General features: G+C 61.6%; 21 protein-coding genes. 12 read left to right on the top strand and 9 right to left on the bottom strand.

Annotated elements, in window-relative coordinates; translation table 11 throughout:
- Window positions 1-699: 699 nt before the first annotated feature.
- The gene (locus ACERJA_RS03795; RefSeq protein WP_373606939.1) at window positions 700-1392 is read left to right on the top strand and encodes a hypothetical protein; all 693 of its coding nucleotides are present in this window, start codon (window positions 700-702) and stop codon (window positions 1390-1392) included.
- Between the two features lie 20 nt (window positions 1393-1412).
- Here ACERJA_RS03795 and ACERJA_RS03800 read toward each other — a convergent pair whose 3' ends face one another.
- Window positions 1413-2186: a lysostaphin resistance A-like protein gene (locus tag ACERJA_RS03800; protein ID WP_373606940.1), complete on the bottom strand. Its 774-nt coding sequence runs from the start codon at window positions 2184-2186 to the stop codon at window positions 1413-1415.
- 267 nt (window positions 2187-2453) lie between these two features.
- Between ACERJA_RS03800 and ACERJA_RS03805 the strand changes: the two genes are divergently transcribed.
- The gene (locus ACERJA_RS03805; protein ID WP_373606941.1) at window positions 2454-4106 is read left to right on the top strand and encodes a long-chain fatty acid--CoA ligase; all 1653 of its coding nucleotides are present in this window, start codon (window positions 2454-2456) and stop codon (window positions 4104-4106) included.
- 27 nt (window positions 4107-4133) lie between these two features.
- Here ACERJA_RS03805 and purB read toward each other — a convergent pair whose 3' ends face one another.
- Window positions 4134-5519, bottom strand: a complete 1386-nt coding sequence (gene purB, locus ACERJA_RS03810; RefSeq protein WP_373606942.1) for an adenylosuccinate lyase — start codon at window positions 5517-5519, stop codon at window positions 4134-4136.
- A 177-nt stretch (window positions 5520-5696) separates the two neighbouring features.
- Between purB and purH the strand changes: the two genes are divergently transcribed.
- A complete protein-coding gene (gene purH / locus ACERJA_RS03815) occupies window positions 5697-7334 on the top strand; it encodes a bifunctional phosphoribosylaminoimidazolecarboxamide formyltransferase/IMP cyclohydrolase (RefSeq protein ID WP_373606943.1) in 1638 nt (545 codons plus the stop codon).
- A gap of 317 nt (window positions 7335-7651) precedes the next feature.
- Here the strand turns inward: purH and carA are convergent, their stop codons facing one another.
- Window positions 7652-8728, bottom strand: coding sequence for a glutamine-hydrolyzing carbamoyl-phosphate synthase small subunit (gene carA / locus ACERJA_RS03820; protein ID WP_373606944.1), 1077 nt, complete (start codon window positions 8726-8728; stop codon window positions 7652-7654).
- A 102-nt stretch (window positions 8729-8830) separates the two neighbouring features.
- Here carA and ACERJA_RS03825 point away from each other — a divergent pair, with 102 nt between their 5' ends.
- Window positions 8831-9244 carry an Lrp/AsnC family transcriptional regulator gene (locus ACERJA_RS03825; RefSeq protein ID WP_006066533.1) on the top strand — a complete coding sequence of 138 codons (414 nt, stop codon included), beginning with the start codon at window positions 8831-8833 and terminating at the stop codon, window positions 9242-9244.
- Window positions 9245-9325: 81 nt separating this feature from the next.
- Here the strand turns inward: ACERJA_RS03825 and ACERJA_RS03830 are convergent, their stop codons facing one another.
- Complete coding sequence (locus ACERJA_RS03830) at window positions 9326-10426, bottom strand: GNAT family N-acetyltransferase (RefSeq protein WP_373606945.1); 1101 nt, start codon at window positions 10424-10426, stop codon at window positions 9326-9328.
- A 256-nt stretch (window positions 10427-10682) separates the two neighbouring features.
- Between ACERJA_RS03830 and ACERJA_RS03835 the strand changes: the two genes are divergently transcribed.
- Both ACERJA_RS03835 and ACERJA_RS03840 read left to right on the top strand, forming a co-directional pair.
- Window positions 10683-11258, top strand: a complete 576-nt coding sequence (locus tag ACERJA_RS03835; RefSeq protein ID WP_373606946.1) for an NUDIX domain-containing protein — start codon at window positions 10683-10685, stop codon at window positions 11256-11258.
- A 191-nt stretch (window positions 11259-11449) separates the two neighbouring features.
- Window positions 11450-11782: a hypothetical protein gene (locus ACERJA_RS03840; protein ID WP_373606947.1), complete on the top strand. Its 333-nt coding sequence runs from the start codon at window positions 11450-11452 to the stop codon at window positions 11780-11782.
- Window positions 11783-11798: 16 nt separating this feature from the next.
- Here the strand turns inward: ACERJA_RS03840 and ACERJA_RS03845 are convergent, their stop codons facing one another.
- Both ACERJA_RS03845 and ACERJA_RS03850 read right to left on the bottom strand, forming a co-directional pair.
- Window positions 11799-12104: a hypothetical protein gene (locus ACERJA_RS03845; RefSeq protein ID WP_373606948.1), complete on the bottom strand. Its 306-nt coding sequence runs from the start codon at window positions 12102-12104 to the stop codon at window positions 11799-11801.
- A gap of 60 nt (window positions 12105-12164) precedes the next feature.
- On the bottom strand, window positions 12165-13193 hold the full coding sequence (locus tag ACERJA_RS03850; protein ID WP_373606949.1) for a zinc-binding dehydrogenase: 1029 nt from the start codon (window positions 13191-13193) through the stop codon (window positions 12165-12167).
- 138 nt (window positions 13194-13331) lie between these two features.
- Between ACERJA_RS03850 and ACERJA_RS03855 the strand changes: the two genes are divergently transcribed.
- The 6 genes from ACERJA_RS03855 (at window position 13332) to ACERJA_RS03880 (ending at window position 17607) form a co-directional block, all read left to right on the top strand.
- A complete protein-coding gene (locus ACERJA_RS03855; protein WP_373606950.1) occupies window positions 13332-14201 on the top strand; it encodes an ABC transporter permease in 870 nt (289 codons plus the stop codon).
- Window positions 14198-15139 (top strand): ATP-binding cassette domain-containing protein, encoded by a 942-nt coding sequence (locus ACERJA_RS03860; protein ID WP_373606951.1) that lies wholly within the window; start codon window positions 14198-14200, stop codon window positions 15137-15139. The genes ACERJA_RS03855 and ACERJA_RS03860 overlap by 4 nt, the downstream gene beginning before the upstream one ends.
- A complete protein-coding gene (locus ACERJA_RS03865; RefSeq protein ID WP_373606952.1) occupies window positions 15136-15762 on the top strand; it encodes a hypothetical protein in 627 nt (208 codons plus the stop codon). The genes ACERJA_RS03860 and ACERJA_RS03865 overlap by 4 nt, the downstream gene beginning before the upstream one ends.
- Before the next feature lies 1 nt (window position 15763).
- Entirely contained in the window at window positions 15764-16060 is a 297-nt protein-coding gene (locus ACERJA_RS03870) for a transcriptional regulator (protein ID WP_373606953.1), read from the top strand.
- A gap of 79 nt (window positions 16061-16139) precedes the next feature.
- The gene (locus tag ACERJA_RS03875; RefSeq protein ID WP_373606954.1) at window positions 16140-16868 is read left to right on the top strand and encodes a molybdenum cofactor biosynthesis protein B; all 729 of its coding nucleotides are present in this window, start codon (window positions 16140-16142) and stop codon (window positions 16866-16868) included.
- Window position 16869: 1 nt separating this feature from the next.
- The gene (locus ACERJA_RS03880; protein ID WP_373606955.1) at window positions 16870-17607 is read left to right on the top strand and encodes a 5-formyltetrahydrofolate cyclo-ligase; all 738 of its coding nucleotides are present in this window, start codon (window positions 16870-16872) and stop codon (window positions 17605-17607) included.
- Between the two features lie 499 nt (window positions 17608-18106).
- Here ACERJA_RS03880 and ACERJA_RS03885 read toward each other — a convergent pair whose 3' ends face one another.
- The 3 genes from ACERJA_RS03885 to pyrG are packed head-to-tail and all read right to left on the bottom strand — an operon-like array spanning window position 18107 to window position 21032.
- A complete protein-coding gene (locus ACERJA_RS03885; protein ID WP_373606956.1) occupies window positions 18107-18433 on the bottom strand; it encodes a CTP synthetase in 327 nt (108 codons plus the stop codon).
- Window positions 18430-19347: a glutamine-hydrolyzing GMP synthase gene (gene guaA / locus ACERJA_RS03890; RefSeq protein ID WP_373606957.1), complete on the bottom strand. Its 918-nt coding sequence runs from the start codon at window positions 19345-19347 to the stop codon at window positions 18430-18432. The genes ACERJA_RS03885 and guaA overlap by 4 nt, the downstream gene beginning before the upstream one ends.
- The gene (pyrG, locus tag ACERJA_RS03895; protein WP_373606958.1) at window positions 19347-21032 is read right to left on the bottom strand and encodes a glutamine hydrolyzing CTP synthase; all 1686 of its coding nucleotides are present in this window, start codon (window positions 21030-21032) and stop codon (window positions 19347-19349) included. Before pyrG ends, guaA begins: the two co-directional genes overlap by 1 nt.
- Window positions 21033-21276: the final 244 nt, after the last annotated feature.

Here is a 21276-nt window from a genome sequence, read left to right on the forward strand (position 1 = left end):
GTAATCGAACAAAGCGGTGTTGATTTCACCAGTGCTCTGGACAGAGTTGTGGACGGCCGTCGATAGCCGTTTCAAACCCCTCTGTGAAAACGGAATTCGATGCGTTCATCGGAGGGGACAGCGATCGTTCATGAACCCTAACGAGAATCGGTAACAATAGTAGAACAGAGCGTACAGCTGCTGACGGTGGTGATACCACCACTTTCGTCAACACCACTCACGAAAGACATATGTGCGATTCCTGCCTGGCTCTATTTAATGGCAGAATCCCACTACAAGTGCAGAAACTGTGAGGAAGAGTTGCACTATCAGACCACAAAACACAACGGCTGCCCGAACTGCGGAGTCATGCCGCTCCACAGCGCAGACTGAGCCGACATTTTACGACGCACTGATGGTGTGATCACGCCGATCAGCTCGTTCCGGCTAGATCAGAAGACGAGTCGCGGCGATGTGGCCGCGAAATCGGCTGCCGATGGCCGTTCTGATACGGTTTGCTGTCCCTGTTTCCCGGCGCGACCGTACGCGGGTTCGCGGTCGGGCCGGCACTGACTGACAACAGACCGTATGCAGGGATCCGTTCCACCACGGCTGTCGACACCCCACAAACAGTCGTCGACTGCTACGACCGCACGCTTTTTGTTCATACTGGCGTACATACACACTAACTCCGTGTTTCCTGCTGTCGTCAGCACAGCCGTGACACGCGCTATACAGAGCCACGCCGTTACATACTCGAGTGACGGCGTGCTCGCAGTTGTCGTCCCCGATCTCTCTCGAGCGCTCGGTGTGACCATCGGCTGGATGCTGCTTACGCTCGTGCTCGGCGCGGTCCTGATCGGAGGGGTTCCGTCCCGGACGCAGGCGATCAGAGCCGAGCTTACCAGCCGCCCGGATCTCGTGTTCCCGGCCGGCTTCATCGTCTTCTTCGGACTGCTCGCGGTCGCCTCGATGCCCCTGTTCGTCGCGATGGTTCTCGAGCACCCGCTGGTCTTCGCCGTCGGCGCTGTCGTTACGCTTCCAACGGTTGCACTCTGGGGCGTGTTGCTGGTCGTTGGAGGGTGCTTTGGTGTTCTTGCCGTCGGTGACTGGCTGGTCGGTCGGGTTGGCTACGAGTCGCCGTCACCGTGGTCGTCTCTCGTCGTTGGAACGCTCGTCATCGGCTCGAGCCAGCTCGTTCCGGTCCTCGGTGCAGTCATGCTACTGGGGGTGGCAACCATCGGTACAGGAGCCATCGTGAGACGGCGTCTCGGTCCCGATGGTGGAGACGAATCGCTGACTGGCACTGACGACGAACCGGTGTCCGCTCCGACAGTGAGTCCGGCGACTGACGACGGATCGGCCGTGAAGTGGGAGACGACCAGCGACCCGGAATGTGACTCGAGTGAGTGATACCAGCCGTCTCGACGGGCTCACGTGTACAGAAGGAAGTTTTGCAGGTAGACAACCGCATTGAACCCACCGTGAATCAGCGCCGGAACGACGAGATTGTCGGAGAGTTCGTAGAGAACGCCAAGGTACAGACCAAGTGTCGTGACGGTGCCGAGACTGACGAGCACAGCACTGATGTCATCGCCCATGTAGACCGGAAAATGGACGGCAGCGAACACGAGGGCAGCGAGAACAACTGCCAGTGCAGTCGGGAACGTCTCGGTGAGCCGTGACTGGATAACGCCGCGGTAGAGCAACTCCTCGCCGGGTCCGGTGAGCAAGATCGCGATCGGGATGCCGAGCAACAAGAGGAGCGGATACTCACGCCCCTGTTCGATTCCGGAGTGGGTCGTTCCCTCGCCACCCACACCGAACGGATCGAGCAGATCGATCGCGAACTGATAGCTGACCGCAACGATGAACGCACCGAACAGCCCGACGATGACCCACACCAGATCCCAGCGATCGGGTTTGCGAAGCCGGAGAAACTCGAGGATGAACGCCCGGTCGAATCCGTGACGCCGAACGAGCAGGTACGTCAACGCGAGTCCGCCAGCCCCGACGACGTTGAACGCGACTGACGACGCGAGCTGGGTGACAGTCTGTGTCGTGTATCCAAAGAGGAGGAGGTGGCCCTCGACGCCGAGGGTTGCAGCAAAGCCAGTTAGCCAGCCGACGACCCCGAGACCGAGACAGAGGCCGATGGCACGAACGCTTGGTGGAACGGGCACGGACGACCATCGGTTCGCTGGCATACGTCTGGGTATCGGTTCGCAATAAAAATAAATACTGACTGTGACACCGACGCCTGTGACGCGACCAGTACTTGTTGGGGCGCTCGTTTTAAACGATTAGTGAGTTTTTGTGGTTGTTTTTCGGCTGAAGCCGAGATGCCGTGACTGGGCCGCCACTGCAGCTGGCACGGCCCTCGAACTGCTTGACTAGACTGTTATCGTGAGACAAGGTAACAGAAACATTACAAAAAGAATAATGGATCGTTTGTGTCTCTAAAGAAGATGAAGATGCCTTCTGCAACAGACCAAACGCTTCGACCGTTCTTGTGGCGCGCAGCCAACCTGTATTCCGACACGGAGATCGTCTCCCGGAATCACGACGGCATGCAGCGGTACACCTACAGTGAGTACGACGACCGAACAGCCCAGCTCGCGAACGCGCTTGACGAGTATGGCATCGAGGAGGGCGACCGGGTGGGAACGTTCTGCTGGAATCACTCGCGGCACTTCGAGACGTACTTCGCTGTCCCATCGATGGGAGCACAGCTCCATACGATCAATCCGTTGCTCCCCGACGCACACATTCAGTACATCGTCGACAACGCCGACGACCAGCTGATCTTCGTCGATCAGTCGCTCGCACCGAAACTCGCTGGCGCGGTCGCCGACGCCGACGACGAGTTTGACGGCGTCGACTTCGTCGTCATGGGTAGCGAGGAATCCGACGCCCTCGAGGCAACCCCCTATGAGTCGTTCATCGACGGTCAGTCGACCGACTACGACTGGCCGGACGTCTCCGAAGAGCAGCCGGCAGGGATGTGTTATACCTCGGGGACGACGGGCAACCCGAAAGGTGTCGAGTACACCCAGCAGATGCTCTGGAGCCACACGATGGCGACCCAGGCGCCACAGGGGATTCCAATGGCCGATGACGATGTCGTCATGCCCGTCGTGCCGATGTTCCACGTCAACGCCTGGGGAATGCCGTTTACGGCGACGGCAGGCGGCGCCAAACAGGTCTTCCCCGGTCCCTCGCCGGACCCCGAAGATCTCGCTGGGCTCATCGAAAACGAGGGCGTGACGATCAGCGCCGGCGTCCCGACCGTCTGGTTGGGCCTGATGGAGTACTGCTCGGAGAACCAGGTCGATCTTTCGACGCTCGAGACCGTGATCGTCGGCGGTTCGGCGGCCCCGAAGTCGATGATCGAGTGGTTCGACGATCAGGGCGTCGAGGTGCTCCACGCGTGGGGGATGACCGAGATGTCGCCGATCGGCTCGGTTTCCCATCTCAAAGCCGATCTGCAGGACGCAGACTACGATACGCAGGTGGACAAACGCAGCAAGCAGGGGCTGATGGTGCCCGGTCTCGAGTTCAAGGTCATCGACGAAAACGGCGAGGAGATCGCCTGGGACGGCGAAGAGTTCGGCGAGCTATGGATCCGCGGCCCATGGGTGACCAAAGAGTATTTCAAACGGCCTGAAGCCAACGAAACGGACTTCGAGGACGGCTGGCTCAAGACCGGTGACGTGGTCACCGTCGACGAACACGGCTACATCAAGATCGTCGACCGAGAGAAAGACGTGATCAAATCCGGCGGCGAGTGGATCTCCTCGGTCGAACTCGAGAACGCGATCATGGCCCACGACGACGTCTCCGAGGCGGCCGTCGTCGGCGTGCCACACGAGCGCTGGCAGGAGCGACCGGTTGCGTTCGTCGTCCCGACGGCGGACGCCGACCGAGAGGCGCTCGTCGAGGAGGTCTCCGAGCAGCTCGCCGACGAGTACCCCAAGTGGTGGCTGCCGGACGAGATCGAGTTCATCAAAGAAGTGCCGAAGACGGCGACGGGCAAGTTCTCGAAAAAAGACATCCGCGAGGAGTACGCCGACCAGTCGCTCGTCGAGGGACAGGTTCCAGAAGACGCTGCGCCGGATCGCGACTAGCGACGCACGGATGTCGCTACTTCGGTTTTACTCGAGGTCGTCGACGAGGTCGCTCGCGACGCCGGTGTAGCCTGCCGGCGTCAGGGCGTGGAGTTCCTCGCGGACGGCCTCGTCGACCTCGAGGTCGTCGAACATGTCACGGAAGTCTTCGATAGAGACGTCTTTGCCGCGCGTGACGGCTTTGACGCGCTCGTAGGCGTCTTCTTGGCCCTCGCGTCGGAGGATTGTCTGGACGGCCTCGCCGATGATCTCGGGGGTCGACTCGAGGTCGTCGCGCATGACCTGCTCGGTCGGGACGACTTTCGAAAGCCCTGCCGACGTTTTGCCGTAGCCGATGAGACAGTGAGCGAACGCGGCACCGATGTTTCGCTTGACCGTCGAATCGGAGAGGTCACGCTGAAGTCGCGAGGTGGTGACGTAGTCGGCGAGGAAGGTCAGATCGGAGTTCGCTTTCGAGAGGTTCCCCTCGCTGTTCTCGAAGTCGATCGGGTTGACCTTGTGCGGCATCGTCGACGAACCCGTTTCGCCCTCGACGGCCTCCTGGCCGAGATAGCGATCGGAGACGTAGAGCCACACGTCCAGATCGAGGTCGAGGAGCACGTCGTTTGCGCCACGGAAGGCGTCGAAGACGGCGGCGAGGTCGTCACACGGGTTGACCTGCGTCGTGAGGGATTCGAACTCGAGGCCGAGTCCCGTGACGAACTCCGCAGCGAACGCCGACCAGTCGACGTCAGGGTAGGCGGCGACGTGAGCCGCGTACGTCCCGGAGGCCCCGCCGAGTTTGCCGCTGAGTTCGTCGGTCGTGCGTCGAATCCGGCCCGTCGCACGGCCAAGGCGGGCCGCGTAGACGGCCATCTCCTTGCCGAACGTCGTCGGCGTCGCGGGCTGGCCGTGAGTGCGGGCGAGCATCGGGAGGTCGCGATACTCGCGGGCCATCTCGGCGAGCGTCTCACGGACGTCGTACAGCGCTGGCAGGAGGACCTCGTCGACGGCGTCCCGGACGAGCAGACGGTGGGCGAGGTTGTTGACGTCCTCGCTCGTGAGTCCGAAGTGGATCCACGCCGAGGCGTCGCTGTCCTCGGGCAGGCGGTGGCGAACGAAGTACTCGACGGCTTTGACGTCGTGGTTCGTCGCGTCGAAGCCGGCGTGGCCCTCGGTCTCGAGTTTCTTGATCAGTCGGGCGTCCTCCTCGGCGAAGTGTTTGTACAGCCCGCGGAGGTGTTCGCGCTCCTCGAGGCCGAGTTCCAGCGGCGTCGCCTCGAGGTCGGCGAGTGCGATCAGGTATTCGACTTCGACGCGAACCCGGGCTCGCATGAGCGCGGCTTCGCTCGCGTACGGTGAGAGTGGTGCGGTCCGACTGCCGTAACGGCCGTCCAGCGGTGAGACGGCGTACAGGGCGTCAGTCTCGGTCATTGTGCGAGTCTTTCCAGCACGGTGCAAAAGGGTATCGAAACGACGAGCCGGGCAGCACCACGAGTGTGCATATCTCGAGACGACAGTGTGGAAATGGTGTCGTTGTAATGCACGGATATGAATAAATCGGTGAACGAGACCGCAACCACTTTGTCGCTTGCAGGCGGGTGTCCGACCATGACGCGAATCGCCGGGATGGCCGGCAACCGAGGGCGCAACCTGTTGAACATCGCCGACCGACAGCCTGGTGGAGCCGAACTCGCCGTTGTTCTCACCAACAGTGAGGACGCACCGGTGCTCGAGGCCGCCACAGAGCGCGGGATTCCGACCGAGGTCGTCCCGCTCGAGGATGACATGAGCCGCAGCGAACACGAGGAAGCCGTCCTCGACGCGCTTTCAGACTACGAGTTCGACCTCGTCTGTCTCGATGGCTACATGCGCATCCTCTCGGAGACGTTCCTCTCCGAGACGCCGACGACGCTGAACGTCCACCCATCGCTGCTGCCGTCGTTCCCCGGCATGGACGCCTGGGGCGACGCACTCGATGCGGACGTCTCCGTGACGGGCTGTACGGTCCACGTCGTCACCGACGCGACCGACGACGACGGTGCGGTCGTCGACAGCGAGGTCGACGGCGGCCCGATCGTCACGCAGGAGCCGATTCCGGTCTACGAGGGTGACGACGCCGAGAGCCTGAAAGAGCGTGTCCTCTACGAGGGAGAGTTCCGTGCATACCCGCGTGCAGTCAAATGGTTTGCCGAGGACGCCGTCGATGTGGACCTCGAGGCCGGCGAGGTCACCGTCGACGCCGACGTGGCAAGTACAGAGAGCGATGACCACGATGGTCTGGCCGCCCGACGACTCGTCTCCGATGACCGCGCTGACACCCTCCGCTACGGGGAAAACCCCCACCAAGACGCCGCCGTCTACGCCGACTACACCTGCGACGAGGCCAGCGTCGTCCATGCCGACCAGCTCAACGAGGGCGCGAAGGCGCTGTCGTACAACAACTACAACGACGCCGACGGCGCGCTCAACCTGATCAAGGAGTTCGACGAGCCCGCCGCCGCGGTGATCAAACACACCAACCCAGCCGGCTGTGCGACCGCCGACTCGCTGGCCGACGCCTACGAGAAGGCCCTCTCGACGGACCCGATGAGCGCCTTCGGCGGCATCGTCGCAGTGAATCGCGAGTGTGACGCCGACACCGCCGAACTGATCATCGACTCGTTCAAAGAAGTCGTCGTCGCGCCGGGCTACACCGACGACGCCCTCGAGGTCCTTTTTGAAAAGGATAACCTGCGCGTCCTCGACGTTGGCGAGTTGGGTGAGCGAACCGAACGCTTTACCGAGAAGCCACTCGTCGGCGGCCGCCTCGTGCAGGAACGTGATATGCAATCGATTTCGGTCGACGAATTGGAGGTCGTCACCGAACGCGAGCCAACCGACGAGGAACTCGAGTCGATGGTGTTCGCGTGGCAGACGCTCAAACACGTCAAATCGAACGGCATCCTCTTTACGAAAGGCACTGAGACGGTCGGTGTCGGGATGGGACAGGTCTCCCGCGTCGACGCCGTGCGACTCGCGGCGATGAAAGCCGACGAGCACGCAGAAGGCAAGGACGCCGAGGGTGCAGTGATGGCGTCGGACGCGTTCTTCCCGTTCCCGGACGGCATCGAGGAGGCCGCGAAGGCGGGTATCGAAGCCGTTGTCCAGCCCGGCGGCTCAGTCAACGACGACGACGTGATCGAGGCTGCAGACGAACACGACATCGCCATGGCGTTTACCGGACAGCGATCGTTCCGACACGACTGAGCGCCAGCTGAGAGTGTCAACAGCACAACGAGTCTTTCGTTGGTTTTGACACGATTCATACGGTCTGTTGTCCATCACCAGGGTGGAGTCGTGATCGGCAGGAACTGACGACAGCAGTCCATCTCAGACCGCAGGCGGTGTGCGCCACGGCGAAACGCGAGCGAGAAGTGGAGGCGACCTGCGACTCGGACACCGGTTTTTCCGTTCCGAACTGATCGGTCTGTTATGGACGCCCCATCTGCTCACGATCGCACCGCTCTGTTGGGGTCGAACGGGACGCGATGAAAAAACGGCTTGCGAAATTCGAAAGCTACCGATCAGTCGTCGGCGGGAACGGCTCGCTGATTCTGGGGATCGGCCATCGCGAGCACGTCGTCGAAGAAATCGAGGGTGTCCTGTGGGCCGGGGTTGGCTTCGGGGTGGTACTGGCGAGTGATGATGTCGTGTTCGACACCGTCGAGGCCTTCCGGCGTGTCGTCGTTGACGTTGATCTGCGTGACTTCGAGATAGTCGCCGGGTTCGGCGACCGTGTAGCCGTGGTTCTGCGTCGTCATGACGACGCGGTCGGACTCGAGATCCAGCACGGGCTGGTTGACACCGCGGTGACCGAACGTCATCTTCTCGGTCGTGCCGCCGAGCGCCTCGGCGACGATCTGCTGGCCGAGACAGATGCCGGCGACGGGCGTGTCCTCGACGAACGCATCGACGATGTCGATCGCCTCCTCGTAGTTTGCGGGATCGCCGGGGCCGTTCGAGATGAACAGGATGTCAGGTTCGATGGCGGCGACGTCCTCCTCGGTCGCGTCGTGGGGCAGGACGTGGACCGTCGCGTTGCGCTCGACCAGCGAGTCGATGATCGAGCCTTTCGCGCCACAGTCGACCAGTGCGACCGTGTCGCCATCGTTGTCCTCGCCGTGGACGACCGTCTCGTCGACACTGACCTGTGCGCCGATCTCCGTGTGGTCGCTCATCGCTTTGCACTGTTCGAGCTGCTCGAGTGCGTCTTCTTCGGTGACGTCGTCGCCGACGGCGATGCCACATTTCATGGCGCCGCCGTCGCGGATGTCGGTGACGACTTCGCGGGTGTCGAGATGGTCGACGGCGGGGACGTCCTCGCTTTCGAGCCACTCGGTGATGTCGTCAGTGAGTTCCTTTGCGAGCACGGCGCGTGGGTGGATGCGGTCGGACTCGAATCGCTCCTCACGGACGCCGTAGTTACCGATCAGCGGGTACGAGAAGGTCAGGATCTGCTCCTCGTACGATGGGTCGGTTAGACTTTCTTCGTAACCGGTGTATGCCGTCGTGAAAACGAGTTCGCCACGAGCTGTGCCAGAAGCACGACCACGCCCCTCGAGTACATGGCCCCCTTCCAGTGCAACGTAGGCTGCTGTCATTACGATCTACGTATTGGAGCAACCGGCATAAGTGTTGTCTTCGAAGCTGAGTTACGAAATTCGTAATCGGTAAGTGCGTCTTCAGCGTAGTTACAGATCTCCATGGACGACCTGGACCGACAGATCCTCGATATTCTCCGTCGAGATGCTCGAACGCCGTACACTGAGATCGCAGACGAGGTCGAGACGAGCGAAGGGACTGTTCGAAACCGCGTCGAACGGATGATGGACGACGACATCATCGAGCGGTTTACGATTTCGACACGGACGGGCAACGTCAAAGCGATGCTCGAGATCGGTGTTGCGGTCGACGTCGACACCAAAGCCGTCTCCGAACGGATGGCTGAATGGGAAGAGGTCGATTTCGTCTGGATGGTCTCTGGCGAACAGGATATCGTCCTCGTCGTCGACGCGGCGGACACGCGCGGCGTGAACGACCTTATTACGCAGGCTCGAGATCAAGAGGAGGTCGTGAGCACGAAGACGCGCCTGATCCTCGATGAGGAACTCGGCTAACGTACTCGCGTCATCACGGCCACGCTCCCTCGAGAGCGGCGCGATCGGGGAGACGGCTACAGCCAGTTTCGACGGTGACGATCACCCGTATCGGTTGTACAGCGAACGACCGGTCTCGATGAGCGTCCAGGTCGGCCCCGTGCCACGCTCCCAGTAGATGTTCGGGATCAGTTCGCCGCCGAACTCCTCTTTGAACGTGAACGCGCCGTCTTGAAAGTCCGCACCGCCGCCGCCGAAGTCGTAGGTCTCATACCCGTTTTCGATAGCCCACTGGAACAGGTAATCGTAGAGCCGTTCCGAGGCATGGTACTCGAACGACTCAGACGGAACGCCAGCGAAGAAGCCGTGGATGGTGTCTTGCTCGTCGTTGAGCAGTTCGAGAAAGCCACCAGCGTACTCGCCCTCGACGTAGAGCATCAGCAACAAAATCCGGTCGTCCATCTCGATAAGTTGCTCAAAGAACTCGATGGGGTAGATTATGCCGTCGACGTCTCTCATATGCTGTGCGTACTTTTTGTGGAACTGTTCGATAGTTGACCGGGTGAGTTCCGCCTCGACGACCTCGTGATCGGTTTCTCGGCCACGACGAATGGCGCGACGTTTCGAACTGCTCATCTCGTCGAAAAGTTGGTCGTAGCCCTTCGCGAGGTTGAGCACGAATCGGCCACCGACCCGACTGGAATCGTAACCCTCGGCTTCGAGATAATCGTTGTAGCGGAGAAAGTTCGTGTTACAGGCACGGATCTCGTGGACGATCGTCCGGCCATCACAGAGTTCGGAGATTGCCTCGAGCACGAGCGAGAGCGAGTCGGAGACGTCGGTCGTCAGCAACGGGCCACCAAATCCGGGGTAGATCGATGTCAATCGGTCAAACGGTGTTTTCGGCAGTCCGACGATGAAGTTTGGAAACAGCCCGATGAGGTTCGTATCTTTCTCGACGATCAAGTGTCTGGCTGGGTGCCCAAGTCCTGTCTCGACCGCCTCAAGCCACTCATACCGGTGGAAGACGGTTCCGAGGTTGGACCGGTCGACGACATCGTTCCACCGCTCGCTGTCGATCCCAGCAAGCGTGTCGAGAACGGTTACTGTAAGGCCAGATTGAGAGTCAGTCAGTCGCTGAATAGATCCGGTAGTCGTTGCCTCCCGGTTTGGGTGTGTCTGCTCCGTTGTGTGCTGGGCCATCTGTCAGTCGTACGAATCTCCCGGTCGGTGGCTGGTTAAGTTATTGTCGCTTACGTGCGTATGTTAGGCAGTTCGAACACTGTATGACCACTGTAATCGCGGTCGGATGTCCGGCCACAACTGCAGCCTCCTCGGTACGAAAACCGGCTGTGAACACGACCGCCCATCTCGTATGATCTGGTTTCAGCCCGTTGTGTCACCACCGAAACTGGTTCGGGACGATACTGGTTTGAGGGGCCACCACAACTAGCCCAGTATGCAGACGCCACAGGACGACCGTCCTCACGAGAACGCGGGGCAGGACGTGATCGCTGTCGATGCAGACGATACCGAACTCGAGTTGGTCAATCGACTCGAGGCACACACCGGGGAAGGGATTCGCCACCGGGCGTTTACCGCACTCGTCTTCGACGGCGAGGGAAACGTCTTGCTCGCCCAGCGAGCGCCCGAGAAACGCCTCTGGGGCACGTACTGGGATGGGACCGTCGCATCCCACCCTGTCAGGGGCCAAAGCCAAGCGGAGGCGACCCGCCAACGGCTCGAGGAAGAACTCGGGATCACTCCTGACCAGTACGACGACTTGCGGCTGACCGACCGCTTCGAGTACAAACGCTACTTCGAGAACGCGGGTGTCGAACACGAGGTCTGTGCCGTCCTGAAGCTCACGCTGTCGGATCGCAGCCTCGAGCCAAACGAAGACGAGGTAGCGGGGCTGCTGTGGGTTCCATACGAGCGACTCCACGAGAATCCAGACTGGTACCGCCAGCTCCGACTCTGTCCCTGGTTCGAGATTGCGATGCGACGTGACGTCCGGGAGTCGAGTCACAACTGACGCAGAGACACACCCCTCGCAGGGCCGTCGTGCGATCGGATTCACACCGCCAGTCAGGGCTATCACTTAGACAGCATGAGTGAGGGGTTCGGCGTCGGCGTGTATCGACGAATGATAACAAGCAACAAGGCTTATTACACCGCCCTTCGTAGCGTTGGTTGAGGGCCGACACAATCGGTCCGTGTGACGAAATGAGTTCCCCACAACCGGAAAAGACCGAGACGCACGAAGTCACGCTCTCTAGAGACGAGCAATGGGTTACCCACCACATGCTCGCGAGCTATCTCGACGAGTCGATCGACGAGGGCGAGCGCGCCCCCGAATGGATCCTCGAGTCGATCGACGCAGTCGAGGCTGGTGACCAAACAGCGGTACTCACCAGCTCCCAGACTCGCCGGCTCTTCGAGGCAATGACTTCGTATGTCGACGATGGGGATATCCCCGATGAAGATGCCGTCCACGGATCGACCGTCGCGGACCGACTCGAGACGCGCCTCGAGTCAGTCGAGTCGACGAGCCAGTAACAGTCCGCGTCGTTTTTTAGGGTCGCGTCGTCGCCCAGACAGCCGTCAGGGCAAGGAACAGCGCCGGAACCAGCGGCAAAATCAACAGCGCAAAGCGGTAGCCAACGCCCGGCGGCCACAGGGTGATCGCAATCGGTGCGATGAGAAACGCGACGATGATCATGCCGACGACCACCCAGCCACGCCAGTCGAACTCTCGATCGACCTGTTCGGGATGGACTGGCCCGTCGTCCCAGTTGTCGTCGACTGACTCCGTTCGCGTACCATCGTCGTCGAACGCGGACGGATCGTGGACGTAGCCGCTGTCGTCGCTCGAGGTCACAGTCGACAGTTTCGAGTCAGGAGTGAAAGTCCTCTCGATTCCGGAACCTGGGTTTCGGGGTTACTCGAGTTCGCTGTCCGGTCGGACGACGACTTTCCCGAACCCTTCGCGGTTCTCGATGATCTCGTGGGCACGCTTGCTCTCGCTCATCGGCAGCTCCTCGCGAATCGCCGGCTGGAAGGTGCCGTCCCAGACGAGTTCCATCACGTCGTCGACCTGGCCGGGCGTGGCCATCGTCGAGCCGATGATCTCGAGTTGGTTCCAGAAGATCCGTGGAATGTCCGTCTCGGGGTTGCCACCACCGGTGCCGCCGCAGGTGACGAGTCGCCCGCCTTTGGTGAGACTCTTCAGGGAGTCCTGCCACGTGGGCGCGCCGACGTGTTCGACGACAACGTCGACGCCGCGGCCGCCCGTCTCCGAGCGGACCCAGTCTGCGAAGTTCTCCTCTTCGTAGTTACAGACGTGGTCTGCGCCGTGTTCTTCGGCGTACTGCAGCTTCTCCTCGGTACTGCCTGTCGCATACACTTCCGCGCCCGCGTAGTCAGCGATCTGCAAGGCAGCGTGACCGACGCCGCCGCTTGCACCCAGGACGAGTACCGACTCGCCAGCCTCGAGATCCGCACGGTCGATCAGCATCCGCCAGGCGGTCTGGAAGACGAGACAGCTCGAGCCGGCGACCGCCCAGTCGACATGCTCGGGGACCGGGATCAGGTTGTCCTCGGAGATTGCAGCGTACTCGGAATGGATGCCAGTGACGTGCTCGCCGATGATATGAAAGCGTGAATCGAGCGTCGGGTCGTCCATCCGGAGGTCGCCAACGCCGGCCGAGAGCGCGACGTGGTCGCCTTCCTCGAACCGGGTGACGTCCTCACCGACCTCTGCGACGACACCGGCCCCGTCACTGCCTGGAATGTGGGGCATCTCGAGATCGATTCCTGGCATGCCTCGGCGGGTCCAGATATCGAGATGGTTGAGCGCCGCCGCCTTTACGTCGACCAGCACCTCGTCGCGGTCGATTTCCGGGTCGGGGTACTCTCCGTACTCGATGACATCGGTGTCGCCGTGTTCAGTCACTTTGACTGCTTGCATACACCCGAGACAACGGAAACTCCGTCCATAACAGTTGGGTTCCCAGAACCTATCGCCACACCCAGGCTTTGTACTGCAAAGTAACTTTGCGACGGAAACCATTATATGATCGCGAGCCAACAGCTTGAGGCGAGAAGAATGTCAACCAAAACACACGCGAATCACGACCAGGGCGATGGAGCCGCGAAGCAGTCCAGAGGAGTTCGTCGGCTGTGGCTCAAGCAGGCGAGTGCCTTCGCCACGCGGAGCCTTCGAGAAGTCCGAAACAGTCGGCTCATGCTGGGTTGGGTGGTCTCGTTCCCGGCAATCATGTACCTGTTTTTCGCCGTTCAGGGGTCCGAGGGAACGGCAGCGGGCGACGCGATCACGTCGATCGGCATCGGCGTCATGGGGGCGCTGTTCGTCTGTCTCTACCTATTCGGCGACCAGCTCGCGAGCGATCTTGAGGACCAGCGGTACGCAGCCTACCGGTCGATGCCTATCTCTCCCGCAGCCGACCTCGCGGGCCGGATGGCGGCCGGACTCCTCCTTTCGATCGCCGCGTTTGGTTTAACAATCCTTGCCGGGTTCGCGACCGGTGCGGAGTACGGGTTTCGGGGCCCCGAATCGATCCCGATAGTCGTCGTGGCAGGGTTGTTGACCTGCATCTTCTGGATGGTCGTCGCGATCCCGCTCGTGTTGGCCACTGATAACGCTCGTGTCGCCGAGTGGGCCACCTCGCTGGTCGCCGTCGGTGCGTTCGTCCTCACCGGGTTCAACGGCGCGCTGGCCGAACTGTCCCCAATCGAGGGAGAGATCCTGAACTACCTTCCGAACACCCTGCCGACGCGGCTGCTGGTCTACCACCTTGTGCCCGCAGAGAACTGGACCGAACTCGGTGCTGCGCCGCCGGCAATGCCGACCGGACTCGAGTTCCTCGCCTTGCTGGCTGGCTACGCAGCGCTGGCGCTCGTCGTCGGCGCGGCGCTGCTGAACCGCTACTGCTACGACCGGGGGTGGTGGCCGTGAGCGACGCCGTTGTCACCGCTCGTGAGGTCCGCAAAACCTTCGACGATGAGGGCGTCCTCGAGTCGGTCGATCTCACGGTTGAAGAGAACGAAATTCTGCTGTTGATGGGACCCAACGGAGTCGGCAAGTCGGTCCTGCTGTCCTGTCTAGCCGGTAGTACTCGGCCCACTGCCGGAAGTGTCGACGTCTTCGGCGAGCCGGCGACGGCACGCGCAGATACGACGAGTTTCTTGTTACAGGACGCGCTCTGCCACGAGAAACTCACGGGCCGGGAGAACATCGACTTCTACCGGCAGCTCCACCCCGCGTTCACCGACAACTGGCAGCGCCTCGTCGACCGGTTTGGCATCGATGGCGACCTCGAGAAACCCGTCGAAGACTACTCCGGTGGGATGACGCGAAAGCTCGAACTCGCGATCGCGGCGAGTATCGACGTCCCGATCTACCTGTACGACGAGCCGACCGCGGCGCTGGATCTGACGACGATCCAGGCAGTTCACGAGCTGTTCCGGGAGCAGCAGGCGGCGGAGAAGACGCTCGTCGTCGCCAGTCATCGACCGATGGACGCCGATGTCGCCAACCGGATCGCCTTCCTCGCCGAGGACGGAATCGTCGCGACGGGACGGCCCGACGACCTTCTCGCGTCCCTGCCGCCGATCCTCGAGACGGGAACGGCCAACACGAGCGCGCTCACGGAGGCTATTGAAGGCGAGCCGTACGCGGTGGCCGGCAACGTCCGCGGGTTCCTGGGCAGGGGTCACGGCGGTGATAACCGCGATACTGATGCTGGTGGGCGAGACGCGGACGCCCTCGTCGCCGACGCCGCAGTCGCGACTGGGATCGGGATAGACGATCTCACGCTCGTCGAACCGACGTACACCGACCTCTTTAACTATTATACCGAAAGTGGTCCACAACGAGACGAGGGATTTAGATGAGCAACGACGCCGTCACCGACGTCGATCCAGACGCCCTCAAGTCCGACCTCGAGGAGATCAAGGGAGCGATGGGACTCGCCGAGGACCATCCTTACTGGTGGCGGTTCTGGATTGTTGAGGGCGTCAGCGTCGGCCTGTTCTTTACGATCGCGCAGTTCTGGTTCCGAGGCTATTCGGGACCGCTCATCGCAGGCGCACTCGTCACAATCCTCGCGGTCGATTACACGGTCAAACGTCGGCTCAAGTCGAGCTACGAGCCGCCAGCAACCGGCCTCCCTAGCCAGCGGTTCTGGTTCGGAGCCGTCCTCGTTGGCATCGGTGCACTGGTCGTTGGACTGATACCGGTGTTCGAGACCCTCGAAGCGACGAACTCGATCCGTCTCGCGCTGGTCTCGGCCGTGGCGGTGGTCGGCACCGCCTACCTCCTCATGGGCCAACTCCTCAATGCGTACAACATCCGGGCCGCCGACCGCTACGCCTTCTACGCGGGTGGCACGTGGATGCTCGTCCTCGCCGCTGGAATTCCCCACATCCCCGCCTTCGAAGGCTGGGAGTACGCCGTCCTCGGTATCGGTATCGCACTGCAACACGTCGCCGTCTACGTGGTCCTCGCCCGCCGCTAACATGGAACTCGACAAACTCGTCCACCAACCGACCCGCCTGCGGATCTTCGCCCACCTCTACGCGAACGGTGAAACGAGTTTCACTGATCTAACCGCGGCACTCGAGGTCACCGAGGGAAACCTCGCGAGCCACATCGACCGGATGGAAGACGCCGACTGCGTCGCCGTCGAAAAGCGGTTCGTCGATGATACCCCCCAGACCGCCTATCGACTTACCGAGCGCGGCGAGGACCTCTTCGAGGACCACATTCACACGCTCGAGGTGCTCATCGAAGGTCTCGAGATGGACACCGAATAATCGCTCGAGCGGCTCGTCGGTAGCGGATCGCCGCTCGAGGTGGCCAGCGTTTTATTTGTCGGCTCCCGAACGATAGCCCATGTCCAAAGAGCCGAGTCCAGAGACGGAGCAGGCCACAGACCTGCGAGGCGACGACGGGAGTGACGACGCGTCCCATCCGGACGGCGACAGCCGCTCGCTCGGCGTTGGCGTCATCACCATCGCGACAGACAGAGCCATCGGGAACGATATCGCCGGCGAGACGATCATGAAACTCCTGAAAAAAGACGATCACGAGATCGTCATTCGAGAGCACGTCGGAACCGATCACGACCAGGTTCAGTCGACTACCTCGCGGCTGCTCGACCGCGACGACGTCGACATGATCGTCACCGGCGGCGCAACCAGCATCGAACCCGACGACGTCACCATCGAGGCCGTCGAACCACTGCTCGAGAAGGAACTGACGGCGTTTAGCGAACTGTTCACCACGTTGTCGTACGACGAAGTCGGCACGCGCGTCATCGGCGCGCGGACGATCGCGGGCGTCGCCGACGGCATCCCAGTCTTCTGTCTCCCAGGTAACGAAGCCGCGGTTCGACTCGGCCTCGAGGGAATCATCTTGCCTGAGATCCACCAGCTTCTCGCTCTCGCTCGAGCACCCGATGACGAAGACGAAGACGAACCCAGCTCGGACGACGCGGACGCCGATCTCGAAGCAGAGGCAGCCGACGGAGACGAAGCCGGCATGAGCGCTGACGAGGCAGAACACGGGGAAGAAGCCGATCGAGACGATCCCGAAACCGAGGCCGAACACGGAGGACGCTGAGATGGGCGCTGCTGACGATCACCGGGACGAGCCCGCCGACAAAGCGACCGTTCGTGAGCGTCTCTGGGACGACCTCGAGGAGAGCGGCGAGGCCCGGTTTCCGTTCCCGCCACATGGCCGGATTCCGAACTTCGCCGGGACGGCCGAGGCAGCCGACCGACTCGCCGCCCATCCCGAATGGCAGGCTGCCGAGACGATCAAGGCCAACCCCGACGCACCACAGCTGCCAGTTCGCCGGCGAGCGCTCCGCGAGGGCAAGACGGTCTACATGGCCGTCCCACGGCTCGCAGACGAACGGTGTTTCCTGAAACTCGATCCCGACGACCTCGAGGACTACGACGCCGCAACCACGGTCTCGGGCTCGTCAAAACACGGCGAACAGGTCGGTCCAGACGCACTCGAGGAGATCGAGCTGATCGTCTCCGGCAGTGTCGGCGTCACCGACGACGGGGAGCGAATCGGGAAAGGCGAAGGCTACAGCGACCTCGAGTATGCGATTTTGCGCGGCCTCGGACTCGTCGATGCGGAGACACCGGTTGCGACGACGATCCACGAGCGCCAGCTGGTCGACGAGCCGGTTTCGATCGACGAGCACGACGTCTCCATGGATCTCGTCGTCACCCCCGAGCGGACGATTCGTCCCGACGACCACGAGCAGCCGACGGGAATCGACTGGGAGCTCCTGACGGACGAGCGACTCGAGGAAATCCCGGTGTTACAGCGGCTTCGAGAACAGTAGCTGGTCGGTGAACGGATCCGTCCAAGGCGCGAAAAGATTCGCGCCCTGGGTGCCAACCGCAGGGTCCGACACAGGCTGGTGCAGGGGCCCGTGTCGGTACCGGGAAACGGAACGGTGTGGCAATGGTGGGGGAAGGGTGCTGTGGTGGGGTTGCTGGAAGTCACGGGAACAGGCAATGGATGCCTTGGTGGGGTTTGCCCGTCGACCTCCAGCAGGTGATAGCGCTGGAAGCTACTTCAACGGGGGAGACGGTATGAGATGCTTGGGCCGGATTCTCTCGAATTCAATCCGATTTTACTCGGCCGAATACCCCCTCGAGAACGTTCATACTCCGAAGACACTCCATAATACGCAGTTTCGAGAGACTGTTCAGTACGCTATCATTCGACAGAAGTTCTCTCGGCGAACAATTCGGTTCGCTGTCTGTCAGGGTTCGTGTCTTCGAGCCGGGTTCGGACACAGCCGGTCGTGCCCGCCACAATCGGCGTCGGGAAGCCGATCAGCTCGTCAACTCGTCGGCGACGACTGCGGCGTCCATCAGCTGTGGGTCGACGGCGAGGTCGAGCTGTCCTTTGATGAAATCCGGAATCGTCTCGCGAGCATACACGACCGTCCGAACGTCGTCGTTGAGATCACAGACGATCGGGATCGTCGTCGCCTCACGGACATCAGTCAAGACATACAGCTCCGCCTCGAGAGCACCGGCCTCCTCGAGCGTGGGTCGCGAGAGTACGCCCGTGACACGGGCGACATCGGCACCCGCGGCCTCGAGAGCCTCGGTAATACCGTCTTCGTCCGGGCCGGCGACGATAGCGTCTATGCTCATTCGTACTCAATCGTGGCAGGCGGTTTGTGTGTCACGTCGTAGACGACGCGAGCAACGTTTTCGTGGCCACCAGTGATTCGGGACTGAATACGCTGGAGGGTCTCCCAATCGATTTCCTGAGCACGGGCGGTCATCCCGTCACGCGATTCGACGGAGCGAACGGAGACGACCCAGCCGTGGACGCGGTTGTCGCCTTTGACACCCGTCGCCTTGCCGATGACGGCCGCAAGCGCTTGCCATGGCTCGTACTCCTCGAGTTCCTCCTCGACGACGTGGCAGGCGTGGCGGGCGACCTCGAGTTTCTCGTCGGTGACTTCGCCGATGACGCGCACGGCGAGACCCGGGCCGGGGAACGGCATCCGTTCGGCGACGAGTTCGTCGAGTCCGAGGTGGCGAGCGACCTCGCGAACCTCGTCTTTGTAGAGGTCGCGAACGGGTTCGACGATGCCCTCGAAGTCGACGACATCCGGCAGCCCACCGACGTTGTGGTGGGATTTGATGCCGCCTTCGCTCTCGATGCGGTCGGGGTAGATCGTCCCCTGCACGAGGTAGTCTGCGTCGGCGTCTTTCGCTTCGCGTTCGAACTCGCGGATGAACTGCTCGCCGATAACCGCGCGTTTCTCCTCGGGGTCAGTGACGCCGGCAAGCGCCTCGAGGAACCGGTCTTTGGCGTCGACGACCCGCAGCGACTCCATGTAATCGAACGTCTCGCTGATCTGGGCAGTCTCGCCTTTGCGCATCAGGCCCGTGTCGACGTAGACAGGGGTGAGCTGGTCGCCGATGGACTCGTACGCCAGTGCGGCGGCGACCGAGGAGTCGACACCGCCCGAAAGGGCGATGACTGCGTTTGCGTCGCCGATTTCGTCTTCGATCTCTGCAACTGCCTCTGGAACGAACGTCTCAGTGTCTACCATTAGTGGGTTACCTCAGTTTCGGTGTCTGCGTCTGCGGATTCCTGTTCGGTGTCGTCGGCGCCGGTTGCACGCTCGAGGACGGCAGCAACGAGGCCGACGAACGGTGGGCTCGGCTGGCCAGGTCGGGACGTGTACTCAGGGTGGAACTGCGTCCCGAGGAAGTAGGGGTGGTCCTCGAGTTCGAGGATCTCCATCCGGTTGCCCGCCGTGCCCGAGAACGTCAGCGGTTCGTCCTCGAACTGGTCGAAGTACTCGGGGTTGACCTCGTAGCGGTGGCGATGGCGCTCGGTACAGGAGGTGTCGTCGTAGAGGTCGTAGGCCAGTGTTTCCGGTTCGATGACGGTCGTGTGCTCGCCAAGGCGCATCGTACCGCCCATATCCTCGACTTCGTACTGTTCTGGGAGGATGTCGATGACCGGGTGTGGGGTGTCCTCGAGCATCTCCGCCGAGTGGGCACCCTCGAGTTCCAGCACGTGCCGGGCGTACTCGACGACGGCCATCTGGAAGCCAAGACAGAGCCCCAGGAACGGCACGTCGTTTTCGCGGGCGTAGCGCACGGCTTCGATCTTGCCTTCGGAGCCACGCATCCCGAAGCCACCGGGAACGATGACGCCGTCGACGGCCTCGAGTTGGCCGTCGTGACCGTCGGCCATCTCGTCGGCCGACACCCAGTGGACGTTCACGTCAGCGCCGAGTTCGAAGCCGGCGTGTTTGAGCGACTCGTGGATCGACATATACGCGTCTTCTAAGTCGTACTTGCCGACCAGCGCGACGTCGACTGCCTCGTCTTTCTCGGTCGTGACGATGTCGCGCCACTCGTTGGCGCGCTCGCCCCGTGGCAGTGCCTCATCGTCGAGGCCGAAGTGCTCGAGCACGTACTGGTCTAAGCCTTCCTCCTCGACCATCAGCGGGACGTGATAGACGTCGTCGACGTCGGGGTTCGAGAACACCGCCTCGGTCGGGATGTCACAGAACAGTGCGATCTTCTCTTTCGTTTCGGGATCGAGTCGATCCTCACACCGGCCAACGATGATATCGGGCTGGAGCCCGATCGATCGGACCTCCTTGACGCTGTGCTGGGTCGGTTTGGTCTTCTGCTCGCCGTTTTTCGAGTACGGAACGAGGGTCACGTGCGTAAAGAGGACGTTCTCCTCGGGTTCCTCGTGAGCGAACTGGCGCAGGGCCTCGAGGTAGGGCATCCCCTCGATGTCGCCGACCGTGCCACCGACTTCGATAATACAGACATCGGTGCCTTCGGCGGCCTCGCGAATGCGCCGTTTGATGTCGTTTGTGATATGCGGGATGATCTGGACCGTCTTCCCGAGATAGTCGCCGGCACGTTCTTTCTCGATGACGTGCTGGTAGGTTTTCCCGGTGGTGATGTTGTGGTCCGAGGTCATATCGATATCGAGGAACCGTTCGTAGTTCCCCAGGTCGAGGTCGACCTCCCCGCCGTCTTCTAAGACGTAGACCTCGCCGTGCTGGTAGGGATTCATCGTCCCTGCATCCACGTTGAGATATGGATCGATCTTGACCGCGGTGACATCGAATCCGGCGTTTTTCAAGAGCCGACCGGTGCTTGCGGCTGTAATCCCTTTCCCCAGTCCCGACATCACACCGCCGGTGACGAAGATGAACTTGCTCCCCAGATCGGGGTCATAATGAGTGTCCGATTCCGTCGGCATACCGAGTGTCCGTGTGAACGGTTGAAAACGATTTCGGGACCGGTCCGTCTCCGGCAACCGCTGTCATTCTCGCGTGTGACAGGTCTGTGATCTGGACGGCCAGATCGTGTTTCCTGTCCACATGCGTCGAAGACGGGGTGCTCGAGGCCGTGTTTCCGAACGGGCAAACTGGAACTCAGCGAAAGCCGGATTTGTCGACTGTGACCTCTCCCGACGGACTACGGCTCCTCATCCATGGTCGCCT

It is taken from the genome of Natronorubrum sp. A-ect3 (genome assembly GCF_041821125.1).
Classification (GTDB): Archaea; Halobacteriota; Halobacteria; order Halobacteriales; family Natrialbaceae; genus Natronorubrum; species Natronorubrum bangense.